At 65.9% G+C, this 14107-nt stretch carries 12 protein-coding genes; 7 read left to right on the top strand and 5 right to left on the bottom strand.

Features of this window, described 5'->3' with window-relative positions:
* Positions 1-43: 43 nt before the first annotated feature.
* The 3 genes from ACW7GZ_RS07710 (at position 44) to ACW7GZ_RS07700 (ending at position 2491) form a co-directional block, all read left to right on the top strand.
* The gene (locus ACW7GZ_RS07710; RefSeq protein WP_457008650.1) at positions 44-1159 is read left to right on the top strand and encodes a PA0069 family radical SAM protein; all 1116 of its coding nucleotides are present in this window, start codon (positions 44-46) and stop codon (positions 1157-1159) included.
* A 76-nt stretch (positions 1160-1235) separates the two neighbouring features.
* Complete coding sequence (locus ACW7GZ_RS07705; RefSeq protein WP_457008648.1) at positions 1236-2054, top strand: sensor histidine kinase; 819 nt, start codon at positions 1236-1238, stop codon at positions 2052-2054.
* Complete coding sequence (locus tag ACW7GZ_RS07700) at positions 2054-2491, top strand: response regulator (RefSeq protein WP_457004019.1); 438 nt, start codon at positions 2054-2056, stop codon at positions 2489-2491. Before ACW7GZ_RS07705 ends, ACW7GZ_RS07700 begins: the two co-directional genes overlap by 1 nt.
* Before the next feature lie 95 nt (positions 2492-2586).
* On the opposite strand, the gene ACW7GZ_RS07695 is transcribed toward ACW7GZ_RS07700, so the two are convergent.
* The 4 genes from ACW7GZ_RS07695 to phhA form a co-directional block, all read right to left on the bottom strand.
* Complete coding sequence (locus tag ACW7GZ_RS07695) at positions 2587-3297, bottom strand: 2OG-Fe(II) oxygenase (protein ID WP_457008646.1); 711 nt, start codon at positions 3295-3297, stop codon at positions 2587-2589.
* Between the two features lie 75 nt (positions 3298-3372).
* Positions 3373-4386 (bottom strand): class 1 fructose-bisphosphatase, encoded by a 1014-nt coding sequence (locus ACW7GZ_RS07690; RefSeq protein WP_457004015.1) that lies wholly within the window; start codon positions 4384-4386, stop codon positions 3373-3375.
* Between the two features lie 220 nt (positions 4387-4606).
* Entirely contained in the window at positions 4607-6790 is a 2184-nt protein-coding gene (locus tag ACW7GZ_RS07685) for a TonB-dependent receptor family protein (protein WP_457008644.1), read from the bottom strand.
* Between the two features lie 82 nt (positions 6791-6872).
* Positions 6873-7775 (bottom strand): phenylalanine 4-monooxygenase, encoded by a 903-nt coding sequence (gene phhA / locus ACW7GZ_RS07680; RefSeq protein WP_457004011.1) that lies wholly within the window; start codon positions 7773-7775, stop codon positions 6873-6875.
* Between the two features lie 176 nt (positions 7776-7951).
* Here phhA and ACW7GZ_RS07675 point away from each other — a divergent pair, with 176 nt between their 5' ends.
* Positions 7952-8431: an Lrp/AsnC family transcriptional regulator gene (locus tag ACW7GZ_RS07675; RefSeq protein ID WP_457004010.1), complete on the top strand. Its 480-nt coding sequence runs from the start codon at positions 7952-7954 to the stop codon at positions 8429-8431.
* A gap of 4 nt (positions 8432-8435) precedes the next feature.
* On the opposite strand, the gene ACW7GZ_RS07670 is transcribed toward ACW7GZ_RS07675, so the two are convergent.
* Entirely contained in the window at positions 8436-9383 is a 948-nt protein-coding gene (locus ACW7GZ_RS07670; RefSeq protein WP_457004730.1) for an integron integrase, read from the bottom strand.
* A 925-nt stretch (positions 9384-10308) separates the two neighbouring features.
* Between ACW7GZ_RS07670 and ACW7GZ_RS07665 the strand changes: the two genes are divergently transcribed.
* The 3 genes from ACW7GZ_RS07665 (at position 10309) to ACW7GZ_RS07655 (ending at position 13960) form a co-directional block, all read left to right on the top strand.
* Complete coding sequence (locus tag ACW7GZ_RS07665; RefSeq protein ID WP_457005654.1) at positions 10309-10692, top strand: hypothetical protein; 384 nt, start codon at positions 10309-10311, stop codon at positions 10690-10692.
* A gap of 1218 nt (positions 10693-11910) precedes the next feature.
* Positions 11911-12249 carry a tRNA-binding protein gene (locus tag ACW7GZ_RS07660; protein WP_457008643.1) on the top strand — a complete coding sequence of 113 codons (339 nt, stop codon included), beginning with the start codon at positions 11911-11913 and terminating at the stop codon, positions 12247-12249.
* 919 nt (positions 12250-13168) lie between these two features.
* Complete coding sequence (locus ACW7GZ_RS07655) at positions 13169-13960, top strand: hypothetical protein (protein WP_457008641.1); 792 nt, start codon at positions 13169-13171, stop codon at positions 13958-13960.
* Positions 13961-14107: the final 147 nt, after the last annotated feature.

Raw genomic sequence — 14107 nt, 5'->3', positions numbered from 1 at the left:
CCCTGTCGCAGGAGCTGCGACACATGGGGCGTAGGCTAGCCCGATGCGCGACGATGGCAAAGCGAAGCTTGCGGTCATGGGTGCCCTGAAGGGCCGCGGCTCCGCGTCGTGGGTGCCGGGCCGATTCGAGCAGCGCACGGCCAGTCGCGAAGACGACGGCTGGGGCTCGGGCCACGACTTCTCGGACGCCAGCGGCGAGGCGCTTGAGCCCGGCCCCGACACCGTGGTCACCGCCGAGCGCGCGCGCAGCATCATCACCCGCAACCAGTCGCCCGACGTCGGTTTCGGCCAGTCGATCAACCCCTATCGCGGGTGCGAGCACGGCTGCGTCTACTGCTTCGCGCGTCCCAGCCACGCCTATCTCGATCTTTCGCCGGGCCTGGATTTCGAAACCCGGCTGTTTGCCAAGACCAATGCCGCCGAACTCCTGCGCGCGGAGCTTGCGCGCCCGGGCTACCGCTGTGCGGTGATCGCGCTCGGCGTGAACACTGACGCCTACCAGCCGATCGAACGCGGCCGGCGCATCACCCGCGCGCTGCTTGAAGTGCTGGCCGAGACGCGCCACCCAGTGCACCTGATCACCAAGAACGCACTGGTACTGCGCGACCTGGACCTGCTCGCGCCAATGGCCGCCGATGGCCTTGTGCAAGTGGCGGTATCGGTGACCACGCTCGACAACCGGCTGGCCGCACGCATGGAGCCGCGTGCCTCGGCACCGCACACCCGGCTGAAGGCGATCGCCGGACTGCACGAGGCGGGAGTACCGGTCAGCGTGATGGTGGCGCCGGTGATCCCGGCGATCACCGACAGCGAGTTGGAGGCGATCATGGGCGCCGCGCGCGAGGCCGGTGCGTCCGACGCGTCGTACGTGCTGCTGCGCCTGCCTCATGAACTGAAAGAGGTCTGGCGCGAGTGGCTGGCCCTGCACTATCCCGAGCGCGCCGCGCACGTGATGAGCCTGGTGGCGCAGATGCGCGGCGGACGCGATTACGACAGCGCTTTCGGCAGCCGTATGCGCGGCGAAGGTCCGTTTGCGCAGCTGCTGGCGGCGCGTTTCAGCCGTGCCTGGCGACAGCTCGGGTTCGCCCACCTCCCGGCGCTGGACTGCACGCGCTTCGTTGCGCCGCGGCCTGCCTCGCCGCAAGGGCAGTTGTTCTAGAGGGCGTCTCCAGCCAGCGTCGAAAATCACGGATCCTATACGCCACCACGACGGCACGGTGGTGTACGGTTCGGCGATGAAACAGGATCCAACCCATGGACTGCTGCCTGCCGGTAGCGCCGGGGTCGATACGCACGACCCGTCCACGGACGTGGGCGACACCGCCGCCGCACGACTGAACGCATGCGAAGCGCAGCTGGCCAGCGTCCTCAAGGACCAGGCCCTGGTGTCCTATGGCATTGCCCACGACCTGCGCGCGCCGCTGCGCGCGATCGAGGGCTTCTCCGCGATGCTGGAGTCGGGCTCCGGCGAAGCGCTGGACGCCACCGGCCGCGATTACCTGGCCAGGATCCGCGCCGCCGCCGCCCGCATGGCGGCGCTGCTGGATGCACTGCAGGCGCTGTCGCGTGCGTCCCACGATCATCTCGATCTTGCCGACGTCGACGCCAGCCTGCTGGCCGACTGGGCGCTGGTCGAACTGCGTGACGCCGAGCCCGGACGCCGGGTCGAGGCCGATGTGCAGCCCGGCATCCGCGTGCGTGCCGACGAACGCCAGCTCAAGCTCCTGTTCGACCGTTTGCTGCACAACGCCTGGAAGTTTTCCGCTGGCCGCGACGCGGTGCGCATCGCGATCACCGCCGAATGCCACGGCGAGCGCGTGCGGATCCACGTCCGCGATCAGGGCAGCGGTTTCGACACCAGCCATGCCGGGCACGTGTTCGAACCATTCCAGCGCGTTCACGGTCCCGACGAGGGCGGCGGCCATGGCCTCGGCCTGGCGATCGCGCAGCGCATCGCCGCGCGGCTCGGGGGACGCATCGCGGTCGACTCCGAGCCCGGCCGGGGCAGCGTGTTCCACGTCGAGCTTCCCGCCGCGGAGGACGCTGGCACGTGATGAGCACCCGCCCGATCCTGCTGGTGGAGGACAATCCCGACGACGTCGAGCTCACCCGCATCGCATTCGCCGAAGCCAAGATCGCCAATCCCCTGCACGTCGTGGGCAACGGTGTGGAGGCCCTGGACTATCTGTTCGCGCGCGGCAACCACGCCGACCGGGATCCCGGTGATCATCCTTCGCTGGTGCTGCTGGACCTGAACATGCCGCGCATAGACGGCCGCGAGGTGCTGCAGGCGATCCGCGCCGAGTCCAGCCTGCGCAGCTTGCCGGTGGTGGTGATGACCACCAGTGCCGAACCCTTCGACGTCGAGGCCTGCTATTCGCTGGGTGCCAACAGCTACATCCGCAAGCCGGTCGATTTCGGCCAGTTCATGTGGGCGGTGAAACAGGTGGGGATGTACTGGCTGGTGTTGAACCATCCGCGGGAGGGGTAGTTTTTCGCGAACCGGGAGGCTGGGGAAAGCTTTTGCCACGGATGAGCGCGGATAAGGGCGGATTCACGCGGATAGGGCGAGGGGCAAAAAGGCTCTTACGCGCCGGCGAAAAGCGCCTCGGCGCGCTGGAACAGGATCCAGCTGGTGGCGATGAACTTGTCGCCGCCTTCGGGGCGGTTGCCGCGGTGGGTGTGGGTGAAGGCGGTCGGGGCGATCAGGAGGTCGCCGACGCGGGGCTTCACCTTGCGCTGCTGGAACAGGAATTCAGTCTCGCCGGCGTCGAAGCCATCGTTGAGATAGACCGTCCACAGCAGGTGTCGGTGCAGGGTCTCGGCCTGCGGGTCGTGCGGGTAGAGCTCGCAGTGCCAGTAGGGATAGCCGCCTTCGCCGGCCGCGTACCACTGCAGGTTGACCGGGCCGGGTCGCAGACAGGCCATGGCCTGCCTGCCGAGCGTGCGGTCGTCCATGGCGGTGATGTCCCCGGCCTCGAGCCGGCGCAGGGTGCCGTCGGCCGTGGGCTGCTGCAGCATCAGCGGCGCGATCAGGACTTGCGGGTAGCGGCGGAGGTAGGCGAGCAGTCCGCGGTAGACGGCCACGTTGAGCGCCTGCTCGGCATCGGCCCACTCGGGGCGGCCGGCGAGGGCGATGTCGCGGCTCTTCTTCAGCTCCGGGAACACGCCGCTGCCGACGCGGCCGGGCTGCAGCGCATCACTGGCGCGCATGCGCTCGACGATGGCGGTGCAGGTGGGGGCGTCGAGCGCGCCGGGCGTCACTTCGATGAAGTCTGCTGCGGGCGCCTGGCTCATCGGAGTCCCTCTGTTGGTTGTGGGCGGCCATGGCCGCGATGGAGCGAAGAGCTTTTTGCCACGGATTTACGCGGATCAGGAGGCGTCGTGGTCGCGGTGGTAGCGGGTGGCGGCTTCGACTTCGGACTTCGAGCCGAGGAAGACGGGGACGCGCTGGTGCAGCTGGTCGGGTGCGATGTCCATGATGCGGTCGCGGCCGTTGGTGGCGGCGCCGCCGGCCTGTTCGACCAGGAATGACATGGGGTTGGCTTCGTACATCAGGCGCAGCTTGCCGGCCTTGCCCGGGTCCTTGCGGTCCCAGGGATAGATGAAGATGCCGCCGCGGGTCAGGATGCGGTGCACGTCGGCGACCATCGAGGCCACCCAGCGCATGTTGAAGTCCTTGCCGCGCGGGCCCTCCTTGCCGGACAGCAGGTCGCGCACGTAGTCCTGCATCGGCGCCTCCCAGTGGCGCTGGTTGGACATGTTGATCGCGAACTCCTTCGTCTCCTCCGGGATGCGGATGGACTCGCGGGTGAGGACGAAGACCCCCTGCTCGCGGTCGAGGGTGAAGGCGTGGGTGCCGTGGCCGAAGGTCAGCACCAGGGTGGTCTGCGGGCCGTAGACGCAGTAGCCGGCGGCGACCTGGGCGGTGCCGGGCTGCAGGAAGTCCTCGTCGCAGGCGGCGGTCACGCCCTCGGGGCAGCGCAGCACGGAGAAGATGGTGCCGACCGAGACGTTGACGTCGATGTTGCTGGAGCCGTCGAGGGGATCGAACAGCAGCAGGTAGTTGCCGCGCGGGTAGGCATCGGGGATGGGGTGGCAGTGCTCCATCTCCTCGGAGGCGCAGGCCGCGAGATGCCCGCCCCAGGCGTTGGCCTCGAGCAGGATGTCGTTGGACAGCACGTCGAGCTTCTTCTGCGCCTCGCCCTGCACGTTGCCGGTGCCGGCGTCGCCCAGCACGCCGCCAAGCGCGCCCTTGCCGACCGCGATCGAGATGCTGGTGCAGGCGCGGGCGACCACCGCGATCAGCTGGCGCAGGTCGGCGTTGATGCGGCCGGCGCGCTGCTCCTCGATCAGGTGGCGGGTGAGGGAGACGTGGCTGGACATCGCAGGCCTGCGGAGTGGCGGACGGGTGGCCATTGTCGCCCAAGGTGCGGGGCGTTGCAGGCCGCGGGGGCGCCATGTGCGAGGGTACGTTCTGTGGGAGCGGCTATAGCCGCTCCCACAGTGGCCCAGGTGGCAGCTGTAGCTGCTCTCCCATAGCCGCCAAGCCACGGCGGTGGAGGAAGGCGGGACGACGCGCGGGATGGCGCGACCTTGCGGGAACTCAGCGGCGGTCGAACTGCCATTCGAAGCCGAGGAGCCAGGTGCGGTCGGCGCCGGGTTCGTAGAAGCGGCCGTTGCCTTCGTTCACGATCACCGAGCCGATGTGGTCGCGGTCGAGCAGGTTGTCGATGCGGGCGAACACGCGCAGCGGGCCGGTAGCGGTGTTCCAGCTGCGCGAAGCTTCCACGTGCAGCAGGCCGTAGCCTGGTGCGGAGGCGGTGCCGGCGTCGTTGACCATGACCTTGCCGATCGCTTCGCCTTCGAGCGCGGCGCGCCAGGGGCCGCCGTTCCACTGCAGGCGGGCGAAGGCCTGGCGTTCGGGGACGCCGGGGATGCGGCGGTTGGAGGCGTCGGTGCCATCCGCGCCGCCGATGCAGGCGGTCGGGTCAGCGCCGTCACTGATGCTTCCGCCAGCGCCGCAGCCGCGGAACTCCGCCTCCAGCTGCGTTGCCGCCAGCTGCAGGTCCCAGGCTTCGCCCAGCGGCTGCAGCCACGACAGCTCGACACCCTGGCGGCGCGCGCCGCCGGCGTTGCGGTAGCTGCTGCGGCCGGAGACGTTGCGGGCGACCGCGATCTCGTCGTCGGTATCGGCGCGGAACAGCGCGGCCTCGAGTTGGCCGCCGGTGGGCGTGCGCCACTTCATGCCGAGCTCGTAGTTGTCGCTGACCGCCGGGCGCAGGTCGAAGGCCAGGCCGGCACCGCCGTCGGCGCGGTAGGAGAGCTCGTTGAAGGTGGGCGTCTCGAAGCCGCGGCCGGCCGAGGCGTAGACGCGCAGGTGCTCGGCGGGGGCGAAGGTGATGCCGGCCACTGGCGAGGTCTCGCTGAACTCCACGCGACCGCTGTCGTCGGGATTGCCGGCGGCGACGTAGAGGTCGCGCGAGCTGAACTCGACCTCGCTGTGGCGCGCGCCGAGCAGCAGCGACCAGCGCGGGGCGAAGCGCCACCAGGCCTGGGCATAGAGGTCGTTGGCGTCGACGTTGTTGCGCTCGTCGCGGCGCAGCGCCCCGCGCACGCCGAGCGCATCGCCGACGAAGTTCTCGAAACCACGGCGGTGCTGGCGCTGGCGCTCGCCGTTGGCGCCGAGCGCGAACTCCAGCGGCCGTTCTGCGAGCGCACCGCTCCAGGTCCAGCGTGCGTCGTAGCCGGCGTAGCCGTTGTCGAGGTTGATCACCCCGCCGGAATGCAGCGGATTGCCCTGCGGCGCCGGCGGGATCGGCAGCACCTGGGTGACCTCGCGGTCGCCGCCCCAGGCCGACACGCGCAGCGCGTGTGCGTCGCCGAAGCCGTGCTCGTAGATGGCGCCGGCCTGCGACTGGCGCACGGTCTTGCGGGTGTCGTAGATGTGCGCGTTGGCAACCGCCTGGCGCGGGTTGTCGCGCACCTGCGCGGCGGTGAGGCCCAGCGGATCGCGCGCTTCGGGAATGTCGACGTGGTTGAGCACCAGCGACAGCCGGCGGCGCTCGCCGAGGTCAAAGCCGAGCTTGAGGTTGGCGACGTCGCGGCGCGCCGCGGAATGATCGCGCCAGCCGTCGGTGTCCAGGCGCGACACGGCGAAGTTGTAGCCGACGACGTCGTTGCCGCCGAGCAGTCTTGCGGCACCCGTCCAGGTGCCGTCGCTGCCCACGGTCGCGCGCAGCGACCAGGGGTCGCCGGCCTGGCCGTCGGCGCTGTGGATCGAGACCACGCCGCCGGACGAGTTGCCGTGCAGCGCCGAGAACGGCCCGCGCAGCACTTCGATGCGCTCGGCGCCGGCGAGGCTGAAGTGCGAGAGCTGGCCCTGGCCGTCCGGCATCGACGCCGGGATGCCGTCGGCATACAGCCGCAGCCCGCGCACCCCGAAGGTCGCGCGCGAACCGAAGCCGCGGATCGAGAGCTGGGTGTCCTGGGCCAGGTTCTGGCGGTCGCGCGCGAGCAGGCCGGGGATGCCGCGCAGCGCATCGGAGACATCGGCGTTTGCGCCGGAGATGTCGCCGCCGAGGTTGACGGTGGCGGTGGAGGCGGGCGTGTCGAAGGCCGGGACCGTGCGCAGGCGGGTGGCTTCAACGACCACGGCGTCAAACGTGGTGGGCGTGGACGCGGGGGCTGTCGTTGTCGCGGAGGGCGTCGCCGGGTCGGAGGAGGCGATGGCCGGGGTGGCGGTGGACAGGGCGAGGAGGATGGCGGCGGGCAGGAGGATGCGATTCATTCGCCCATTCTCTCCCGGGGGGAGTGTCCGCATTGTCCCGGGGGGTGAATGGGGCGTTCTGTCGGGTGCTCCAGGGGAGGGGTCAGACGTCGCCTTCGGTAGACCAGCCTTCGCCGGTGCCGCGATGGTAGGCGTGGTCGGTGTCGAGCACGGTGCCGGCGGGGATCGAGTCCTGTTCGGCCAGACGGGCATAGATCGGGGTGAAGTCGGGCTCGGTGGCGGCCATCAGCTGCTCGAAGCTGTCGATGACGAAGTAGGTCTTCTGGTAGGTGTCGATGCGGTAGCGCGTGCGCATGATGCGTTCCAGGTCGAAGCCGATGCGGTTGGGCGCCGGGGACTCCAGCGAATGCACCGATTCGCCGCTGGACGAGACGATGCCGCTGCCATAGATGCGCAGTTCGCCGGCCTCGCGGATCAGGCCGAACTCCACCGTGTACCAGTACAGGCGCGTCAGGTTCTGCAGCGCATCCGTGCCGATACCGTGTGCCTTCACCCCGCCCCGGCCGTACGCCGCCATGTAATCGGCGAACACCGGATTCATCAGCAGCGGCACGTGGCCGAAGAGGTCATGGAAAAGATCGGGCTCCTCGATGTAGTCGATCTGGTCCGGGCGCCGGATCCACCAGGTGACCGGGAAGCGCCGGTTGGCCAAGTGCTCGAAGAAGTCGAGTTCAGGCAGCAGGCCCTCGACCCCGATCAGCTGCCAGCCGGTGGCCGGCTCCAGCACGGCGTTGAGATCGGTGTACCTGGGGATCCGGTCCGGCGTCATTCCCATCGCATCCTGCGCGCGCAGGAATTCAGCGCTGGCGCGCCCGACCAGCAGCTTGCGCTGGCGTTCGAACAGCGTTGCCCAGGTGGCATGGTCCTCGGCGGTGTAACCGGCCCAGTTCTGATCGACCACGCCCGTGGCATAGACAGGCACCTTGCCTTTGTCGGTGTGGAGATTCTCGAGGCGACGGGGCTGGGCTGGGCTGGGCGTGGACATGGAACGACTCCGAGTGAGGGCGGACCGGACCTGCAGCACCGTTCAAGTGCAGCTTCTGCGCGTATCGGGCCCGCAATCCATCGACTCTAGCCGCATATTGGCGCAATATGCTTGCATTCATTGCGCCACTAGCCGCCAATGGCGCAACAATATTGCGCGCAACGACGGAGAGCCGCATGGCCCCGACCGACATCCTCGACCGCATCGACATCCAGCTGCTGGGCGAACTGCAGCGGCGGGGCCGCCTCAGCAACGCAGAACTGGCCGAACGGGTGCACCTGTCACCGTCCGCGTGCCTGCGGCGCGTGCAACGGCTCGAGCGCAGCGGCGTGATCGCCGGTTATCGCGCCGAAGTGGATCCCGAACACCTTGGCCTGGGCCTGACCGCCTTCGTCCGGATCCGCCTGAACCACCATGACGCCGCCGCCGTCGCCGATTTCGCCCGCGGCGTGAACGAATGGGACGAAGTGGTCGCCTGCCACGCCCTGACCGGTGACATGGACTACCTGTTGCAGGTGATGGTGACCGACCTCGAGCACTTCTCCCGCTTCCTGCTGGACCGCGTGCTCGCCCGCCCCGGCGTGGGCGACGTGAACTCCAGCTTCGTGCTGCGCACCGTCAAGGCGATGCGCGGGCTGCCACTGCCGACCGCGTAAGCGGCTAGTCGCGATCGAGCGGACTGAGTACGCCGCCGGCGCCACGCCCGAGCACGTGTGTATAGATCTGTGTCGTGGCCACGTCCTTGTGCCCGAGCAGCTCCTGCACCGTGCGGATGTCGTGGCCCGACTCCAACAGGTGCGTCGCGAACGAGTGGCGCAGCGTGTGGCACGTCGCCGGCTTGTCGATGCCGGCCATTGCACGCGCCGACTTCACCGCGCGCTGCAGCACGCCCTCATCGACATGGTGCCGCCGCCGCACACCGCTGCGCGGGTCCACCGACAGCCGCTGCGCCGGGAAGACCCACTGCCAGCCGAACTCGCGCCCGGCCGTCGGATACTTGCGCCCCAGCGCGTGCGGCAACCACACCTCCCCGAACCCGTCCTGCAGATCGCGTCCGTGCAGGATGCGCACGCGTTCGACCTGCGCCTTGAGCCCGGCCTCGATCGTGCGCGGCAGCGGCACCCGCCGATCCTTGCCGCCCTTGCCATTGCGCACGATGATTTCCCGGCGTCCGAAGTCCATGTCCTTCACCCGCAGCCGCACCGCCTCCATCAAGCGCATGCCAGCGCCGTAAAGCAGCGAGGCCATCAGCCCGACCTGGCCGTCGACCAGCGCCAGCAGTGCACGGACTTCCGCATGCGTCAGCACCACGGGGAGCTTCTTCGGGCGCTTGGCGCGCGTGACGGACCCGACCCAAGGCAGTTCAAGGCCGAGGACCTCCTTGTAAAGGAAGAGCAGCGCCGACAGCGCCTGGTTCTGCGTACTGGCCGCCACGTCGTCGCGCACCGCAAGCATGGACAGGAAGGCTTCCACCTCCATGAGGCCGAGATCGCGCGGATGGCGCTTTGCGTTCGCCAGGATGAAGCGACGCGCCCAGCCGACATAGGCCCGCTCGGTTCGTATGCTGTAGTGCTTGGCGCGGCAGCGGATGCGCACCTGGTCGAGCAGGCGCGGAGGTTGCGCTGGACCGTTCCCCGCAGGGTCGATGACGGAGCCGATTACCGCCTCACTTTTGCCCCGGTATGCCATACCGCCTCATCCGTGAGGTATTTTCAGGAATCATTACCGCGCGGCGCAGGCGGGGCAAGCGGACAAGTGCATGATTTCAGGTGGGATTTTCCTGACGGGAATGCGAGTGTTGGACTACATTGCAACCTGCTACATTCCGCTTTTGGGATCTACTTAGTGTTAGGCCTTGTTTTCCGCACTGTTGGAGCAGGGCATCCGGTCGCTTGATGCACTCCGCTCATCCAGCGCAGTTGGCACCTCGCACACGCGGTGAAGGCAACGGCAGACATTCGTGATGCATCTCGGCTTCGGACAGGCGCATCTTCGGCGCAAGTACGATCATCTAGAGTCGGCCTCGTGCTGGCTCACGGTGGGGTCTTCGGCCGCGCGAGTTGTGAATCCTCGGCTCCGCTCTCACAGGCACGGCCAAGGCTCGGCAAGTTGTTGTAGTGTTCGGTTCAAGGGTTGGGCCAGGTGCCAGGCATCGGCGGCCTAACGAGTCGTTCAAGCCGATGCCGCTTCGCGGCACGGCTTAACTCTGGTGTTAGGCCGCTGCGGGAGGTGGCATGCCAATAGGGGAGATCGCCGGTGAAGCTGTTGGCGGAGTGCTGCGTCTTCTCGGGCGCTTACTCTTCGAGATCATCTTCGAACTGCTGATCCAAGGTCTGGGCTACGTTGTGATTCGCATCTTCCGGCCTGGCCAAGAGCCCAGCTCTAGCGCCTGCGCTATCGTTGGTCTGTTTTGTTGGGGGGCTGTGTTCGCTGGTGGCTACTTCGTCTACCGTGCGACCGCGGCCTAACGAGTCATTCAAGCCGATGCCGCTTCGCGGCACGGCTTAATTCTGGTGTTAGGCGGCTAAACCAAATGGACTGGCTCGTGAAAATTCTTGCTTTCATTCTTGTGCTTGCGTCGCTGCCGGTAGTGGCGACTGACCTCACGGAGAATACGGCACTCGCCTGTGAGGCCGGCCCGATCCAACGCGAGTTCGATGCATCGGCCTGGAACATCTACGCCTGCTCGGACGCGAAGTCGGTAGTAGTGGTGCCGCTTCAGGCCATAGACGGAGAGTTCGGCTACTTCTTCGTCACTCCCGAGGGCCAAGGCGTCACTGTCGTTGGCGAGGGCTGGGGCCAAGATTCGTCGTTCCAGCCTGTGTTCCAGCGGCTCCAGCAGGTCACAGCATCGGAACTAGCCGCTATAGTTCAAGCCGCACAGGCGGCCAAGCCAGCAGCCTCACCAGCCGGGTGACGCCGCCTAACAATTCGTTCAAGCCGAAACCGCTTCGTTACACCAAATGCATGGCAGGAAAATCTTGCCATGCATTTGGCTCCACTACGCGGTTCGGCTTAACTCTGGCGTTAGGCCTTGTTTCCCGCACTGTTGGAGCAGGGCATCCGGTCGCTTGATGCACTCCGCTCATCCAGCGCAGTTGGCACCTCGCACACGCGGTGAAGGCAACGGCAGACATTCGTGATGCATCTCGGCTCCGGACAGGCGCATCTTCGGCGCAAGTACGATCATCTAGAGTCGGCCTCGTGCTGGCTCACGGTGGGGTCTTCGGCCGCGCGAGTTGTGAATCCTCGCCTCCGCTCTCACAGGCACGGCCAAGGCTCGGCAAGTTGTTGTAGTGTTCGGTTCAAGGGTTGGGCCAGGTGCCAGGCATCGGCGGCCTAACGTGTCGTTCAAGCCGATGCCGCTTCGCGGCACGGCTTAACTCTGGTGTTAGGCCTTGTTTCCCGCACTGTTGTTGCCGGGTTTCAGGCAATCTGTAGCGCCTCGCTCATCCGCAGCGTTTGCACCTCGCACGCGCGGTGCAGGCATCGGCAGTCAGCCCTGCAACACCTCTGCTTCGGACAGGCGCGACTCTTCGCAAGATTCAACCTGCCGGGTCGGCTTCGGGCGGTGCGCGGTGAGAGTGCTTGGCCGCGCGCATGGTGCGTTTCGGCAGCACCAGGCACGGCGCTTGTTGTACTGTTCGCCTCAGGGGTTGGGCTGCCGCACGTCGGGCGCAGGTGCCAGGGAACGGCGGCCTAACGAGTCGTTCAAGCCGATGCCGCTTCGCGGCACGGCTTAACTCTGGTGTTAGGCCTTGTTTCCCGCACTGTTGTTGCCGGGTTCCAGGCAATCTGTAGCGTCTCGCTCATCCGCAGCGTTTGCACCTCGCACGCGCGGTGCAGGCATCGGCAGTCAGCCCTGCAACACCTCGGCTTCGGACAGGCGCGACTCTTCGCAAGATTCGACCTGCCGGGTCGGCTTCACGCAGTGCGCGGTGAGAGTTCTTGGCCGCGCGCATGGTGCGTTTCGGCAGCACCAGACACGGTGCTTGTTGTACTGTTCGCCTCAGGGGTTGGGCTGCCGCACGTCGGGCGCAGGTGCCAGGGAACGGCGGCCTAACGAGTCGTTCAAGCCGATGCCGCTTCGCGGCACGGCTTAACTCTGGTGTTAGCCGCTGTGAGAGAGAGCTGCGTGGAAACCATTAGCTTCGACGATTTCCTGAAAGTTGAGCTGCGCGTTGGCCGGGTCGTCAGCGCGTCGGTGTTCGCGGAAGCGCGAACGCCCGCCTATGTCTTGCACGTGGACTTCGGCGAGAAGCTTGGCGTCAAGAAGTCCAGCGCACAGATCACGGCGTTCTACCGACCTGAGGAGCTTGTCGGCAAGCTGGTGGTAGCCGCCGTCAACTTCCCTCGCAAGCAGGTAGGCCCTTTAATGTCCGAGTGCCTGGTGACCGGGTTCCATAATGAGCAGGGGGAGGTCGCGCTCTGCGTGCCCGATCAGGCAGTTCCACTTGGTACGAGGCTGCTGTAGTGGCGGCTAACAAGTCATTCAAGCCGATGCCGCTTCGCGGCACGGCTTAATTCTGGCGTTAGACGTGCAGGACAGTAACCCGCTACTGACAAAGCTAGAGGCCGCGCTGTCCGACACTTCGGGCGTGTACGTCAATGCCGGCGTTGATGCTGAGAGCTACTTCGCCGGGCTGGCGAACAGCATCCGAAGCAACGTCTGTGAGCCGTTCCCTGTCAGCGCCACGGTCATGCCACCTGGCTTTCCGGATATGGCCCCGGGCAATGTCATTTCGGGTCAATGCATCGCTCATCAAGCTGGCTACTGGCTTGTGTACCAGCCAGAACAGGACCGCTTCTGTTGCTTTTGGGGTAAGAGTCCAAGCAACCTTGGCGCACACGGCGTGTTCGGCAGCCCTCTGTATTGCTGGTCTGCGTAGGCACGTCTAACAATTCATTCAAGCCGACACCGCTTCGCGGCGCGGCTTAATTCAGGCGTTAGGCCTTGTTTCCCGCACTGTTGTTGCCGGGTTCCAGGCAATCTGTAGCGCCTCGCTCATCCGCAGCGTTTGCACCTCGCACGCGCGGTGCAGGCATCGGCAGTCAGCCCTGCAGCAGCTCGGCTTCGGACAGGCGCGACTCTCCGCAAGATTTGACCGGCCGAGTCGGCTTCGGACATGGCGCGGTGAGAGTTCTTGGCCGCGCGAGTCGACTGTTCTGGCTTTGACCCCGGCAAATGCCAGCCTCAGGCCGCTCGGCCAGACTTGTTGTACTGTTCGGCTCAGGGGTTGGGCTGTCGCAAGGTCGGGCGCAAGCTCGGCGTGCGGCGGCCTAACAAGTCGTTCAAGCCGAAGCCGCTTCGTTCCGCAAAACACATGGCAGATGCAGCTTGCCATGTGTTTTGCTCCACTACGCGTCTCGGCTTAACTCTGGCGTTAGCCATCATGAGACACATCCTCGCACTTCTATCTATCGTTCTATTTTCCTCATGCGTGCCAGCACGCCAGTCGACTCACGTGGCGTGCGAGGCGCCAAGAGGAGTGCCGCAAGCTAAGCTGCTTCTCTTTGGAGAAATCCATGGTTCAGTTGAAGCGCCAGCATTGATTGGAAGAATCGCTTGTTCTTCCGCGTTGAATGAGCCTACGGCGATAGGGCTTGAAGTTTCAACAACCGAACAGGAAGCTATCGATATTTACTTGGTTTCAGACGGAAGCGAAGCATCAAAGGATAAGTTGCTCTCGCGTCCGTTCTGGCAGAACGGCAACGATGGTCGTTCTAGCGTCGCAATGGCTGATCTGATTGAGTATGTTAGAGCGCTCAATCAGCAAGGCGTCCCTTTAACCGTCTTCGCCTTTGATGCTCCGACTAGCCAGAGTCGTGATGCCGCCCTAGCCCAGGGGATACGGGACTTTCATTCGGCGAATCCAAGTCTTCCGATCATTGCGCTAATGGGCAATATCCACGCAAGCCAGATGCCAATCCAGCGTGGAAATCAAGAGATCGTTACCTCTGGTGTGCTTCTTCAAGACCTTGAACCTACTTCTGTTCTGATTGCTTACCGATCTGGCACCACTTGGGCTTGCATGCCGGATTGCGGCATACATCAAGTCAACAGCAAATGGGGCAATTCCAGGGAACTGGGTTTTGTTGGTGAATCGCCAATGCCTGGCTATGCCATCGCGTATGTGCTGCCGGGCATCACAGCCTCGCCGCCAGCGGTCAAGAGTTTGCGCTGATGGCTAACAAGTCGTTCAAGCCGATGCCGCTTCGCGGCACGGCTTAACTCTGGCGTTAGGCGCCTAGGGGAACTGCGTGGACAATTTCGTGCTAATTGTTGGGGTAGCCTTCGTCCTGGTCGGTGTATGGGATGTGTCACGATTTCT

Source organism: Luteimonas sp. A537, from assembly GCF_054052065.1.
This window is presented reverse-complemented; position numbering and strand designations above follow the sequence as displayed.

Coding starts and splice junctions, on each gene's coding strand:
- ACW7GZ_RS07690 (WP_457004015.1), bottom strand. CDS start 4,386: ATGTCCAGCCACGTCTCCCTCACCCGCCACCTGATCGAGGAGCAGCGC.
- ACW7GZ_RS07705 (WP_457008648.1), top strand. CDS start 1,236: ATGAAACAGGATCCAACCCATGGACTGCTGCCTGCCGGTAGCGCCGGG.
- ACW7GZ_RS07665 (WP_457005654.1), top strand. CDS start 10,309: ATGGACTGGCTCGTGAAAATTCTTGCTTTCATTCTTGTGCTTGCGTCG.
- ACW7GZ_RS07700 (WP_457004019.1), top strand. CDS start 2,054: ATGAGCACCCGCCCGATCCTGCTGGTGGAGGACAATCCCGACGACGTC.
- phhA (WP_457004011.1), bottom strand. CDS start 7,775: ATGTCCACGCCCAGCCCAGCCCAGCCCCGTCGCCTCGAGAATCTCCAC.
- ACW7GZ_RS07655 (WP_457008641.1), top strand. CDS start 13,169: ATGAGACACATCCTCGCACTTCTATCTATCGTTCTATTTTCCTCATGC.
- ACW7GZ_RS07675 (WP_457004010.1), top strand. CDS start 7,952: ATGGCCCCGACCGACATCCTCGACCGCATCGACATCCAGCTGCTGGGC.
- ACW7GZ_RS07710 (WP_457008650.1), top strand. CDS start 44: ATGCGCGACGATGGCAAAGCGAAGCTTGCGGTCATGGGTGCCCTGAAG.
- ACW7GZ_RS07685 (WP_457008644.1), bottom strand. CDS start 6,790: ATGAATCGCATCCTCCTGCCCGCCGCCATCCTCCTCGCCCTGTCCACC.
- ACW7GZ_RS07695 (WP_457008646.1), bottom strand. CDS start 3,297: ATGAGCCAGGCGCCCGCAGCAGACTTCATCGAAGTGACGCCCGGCGCG.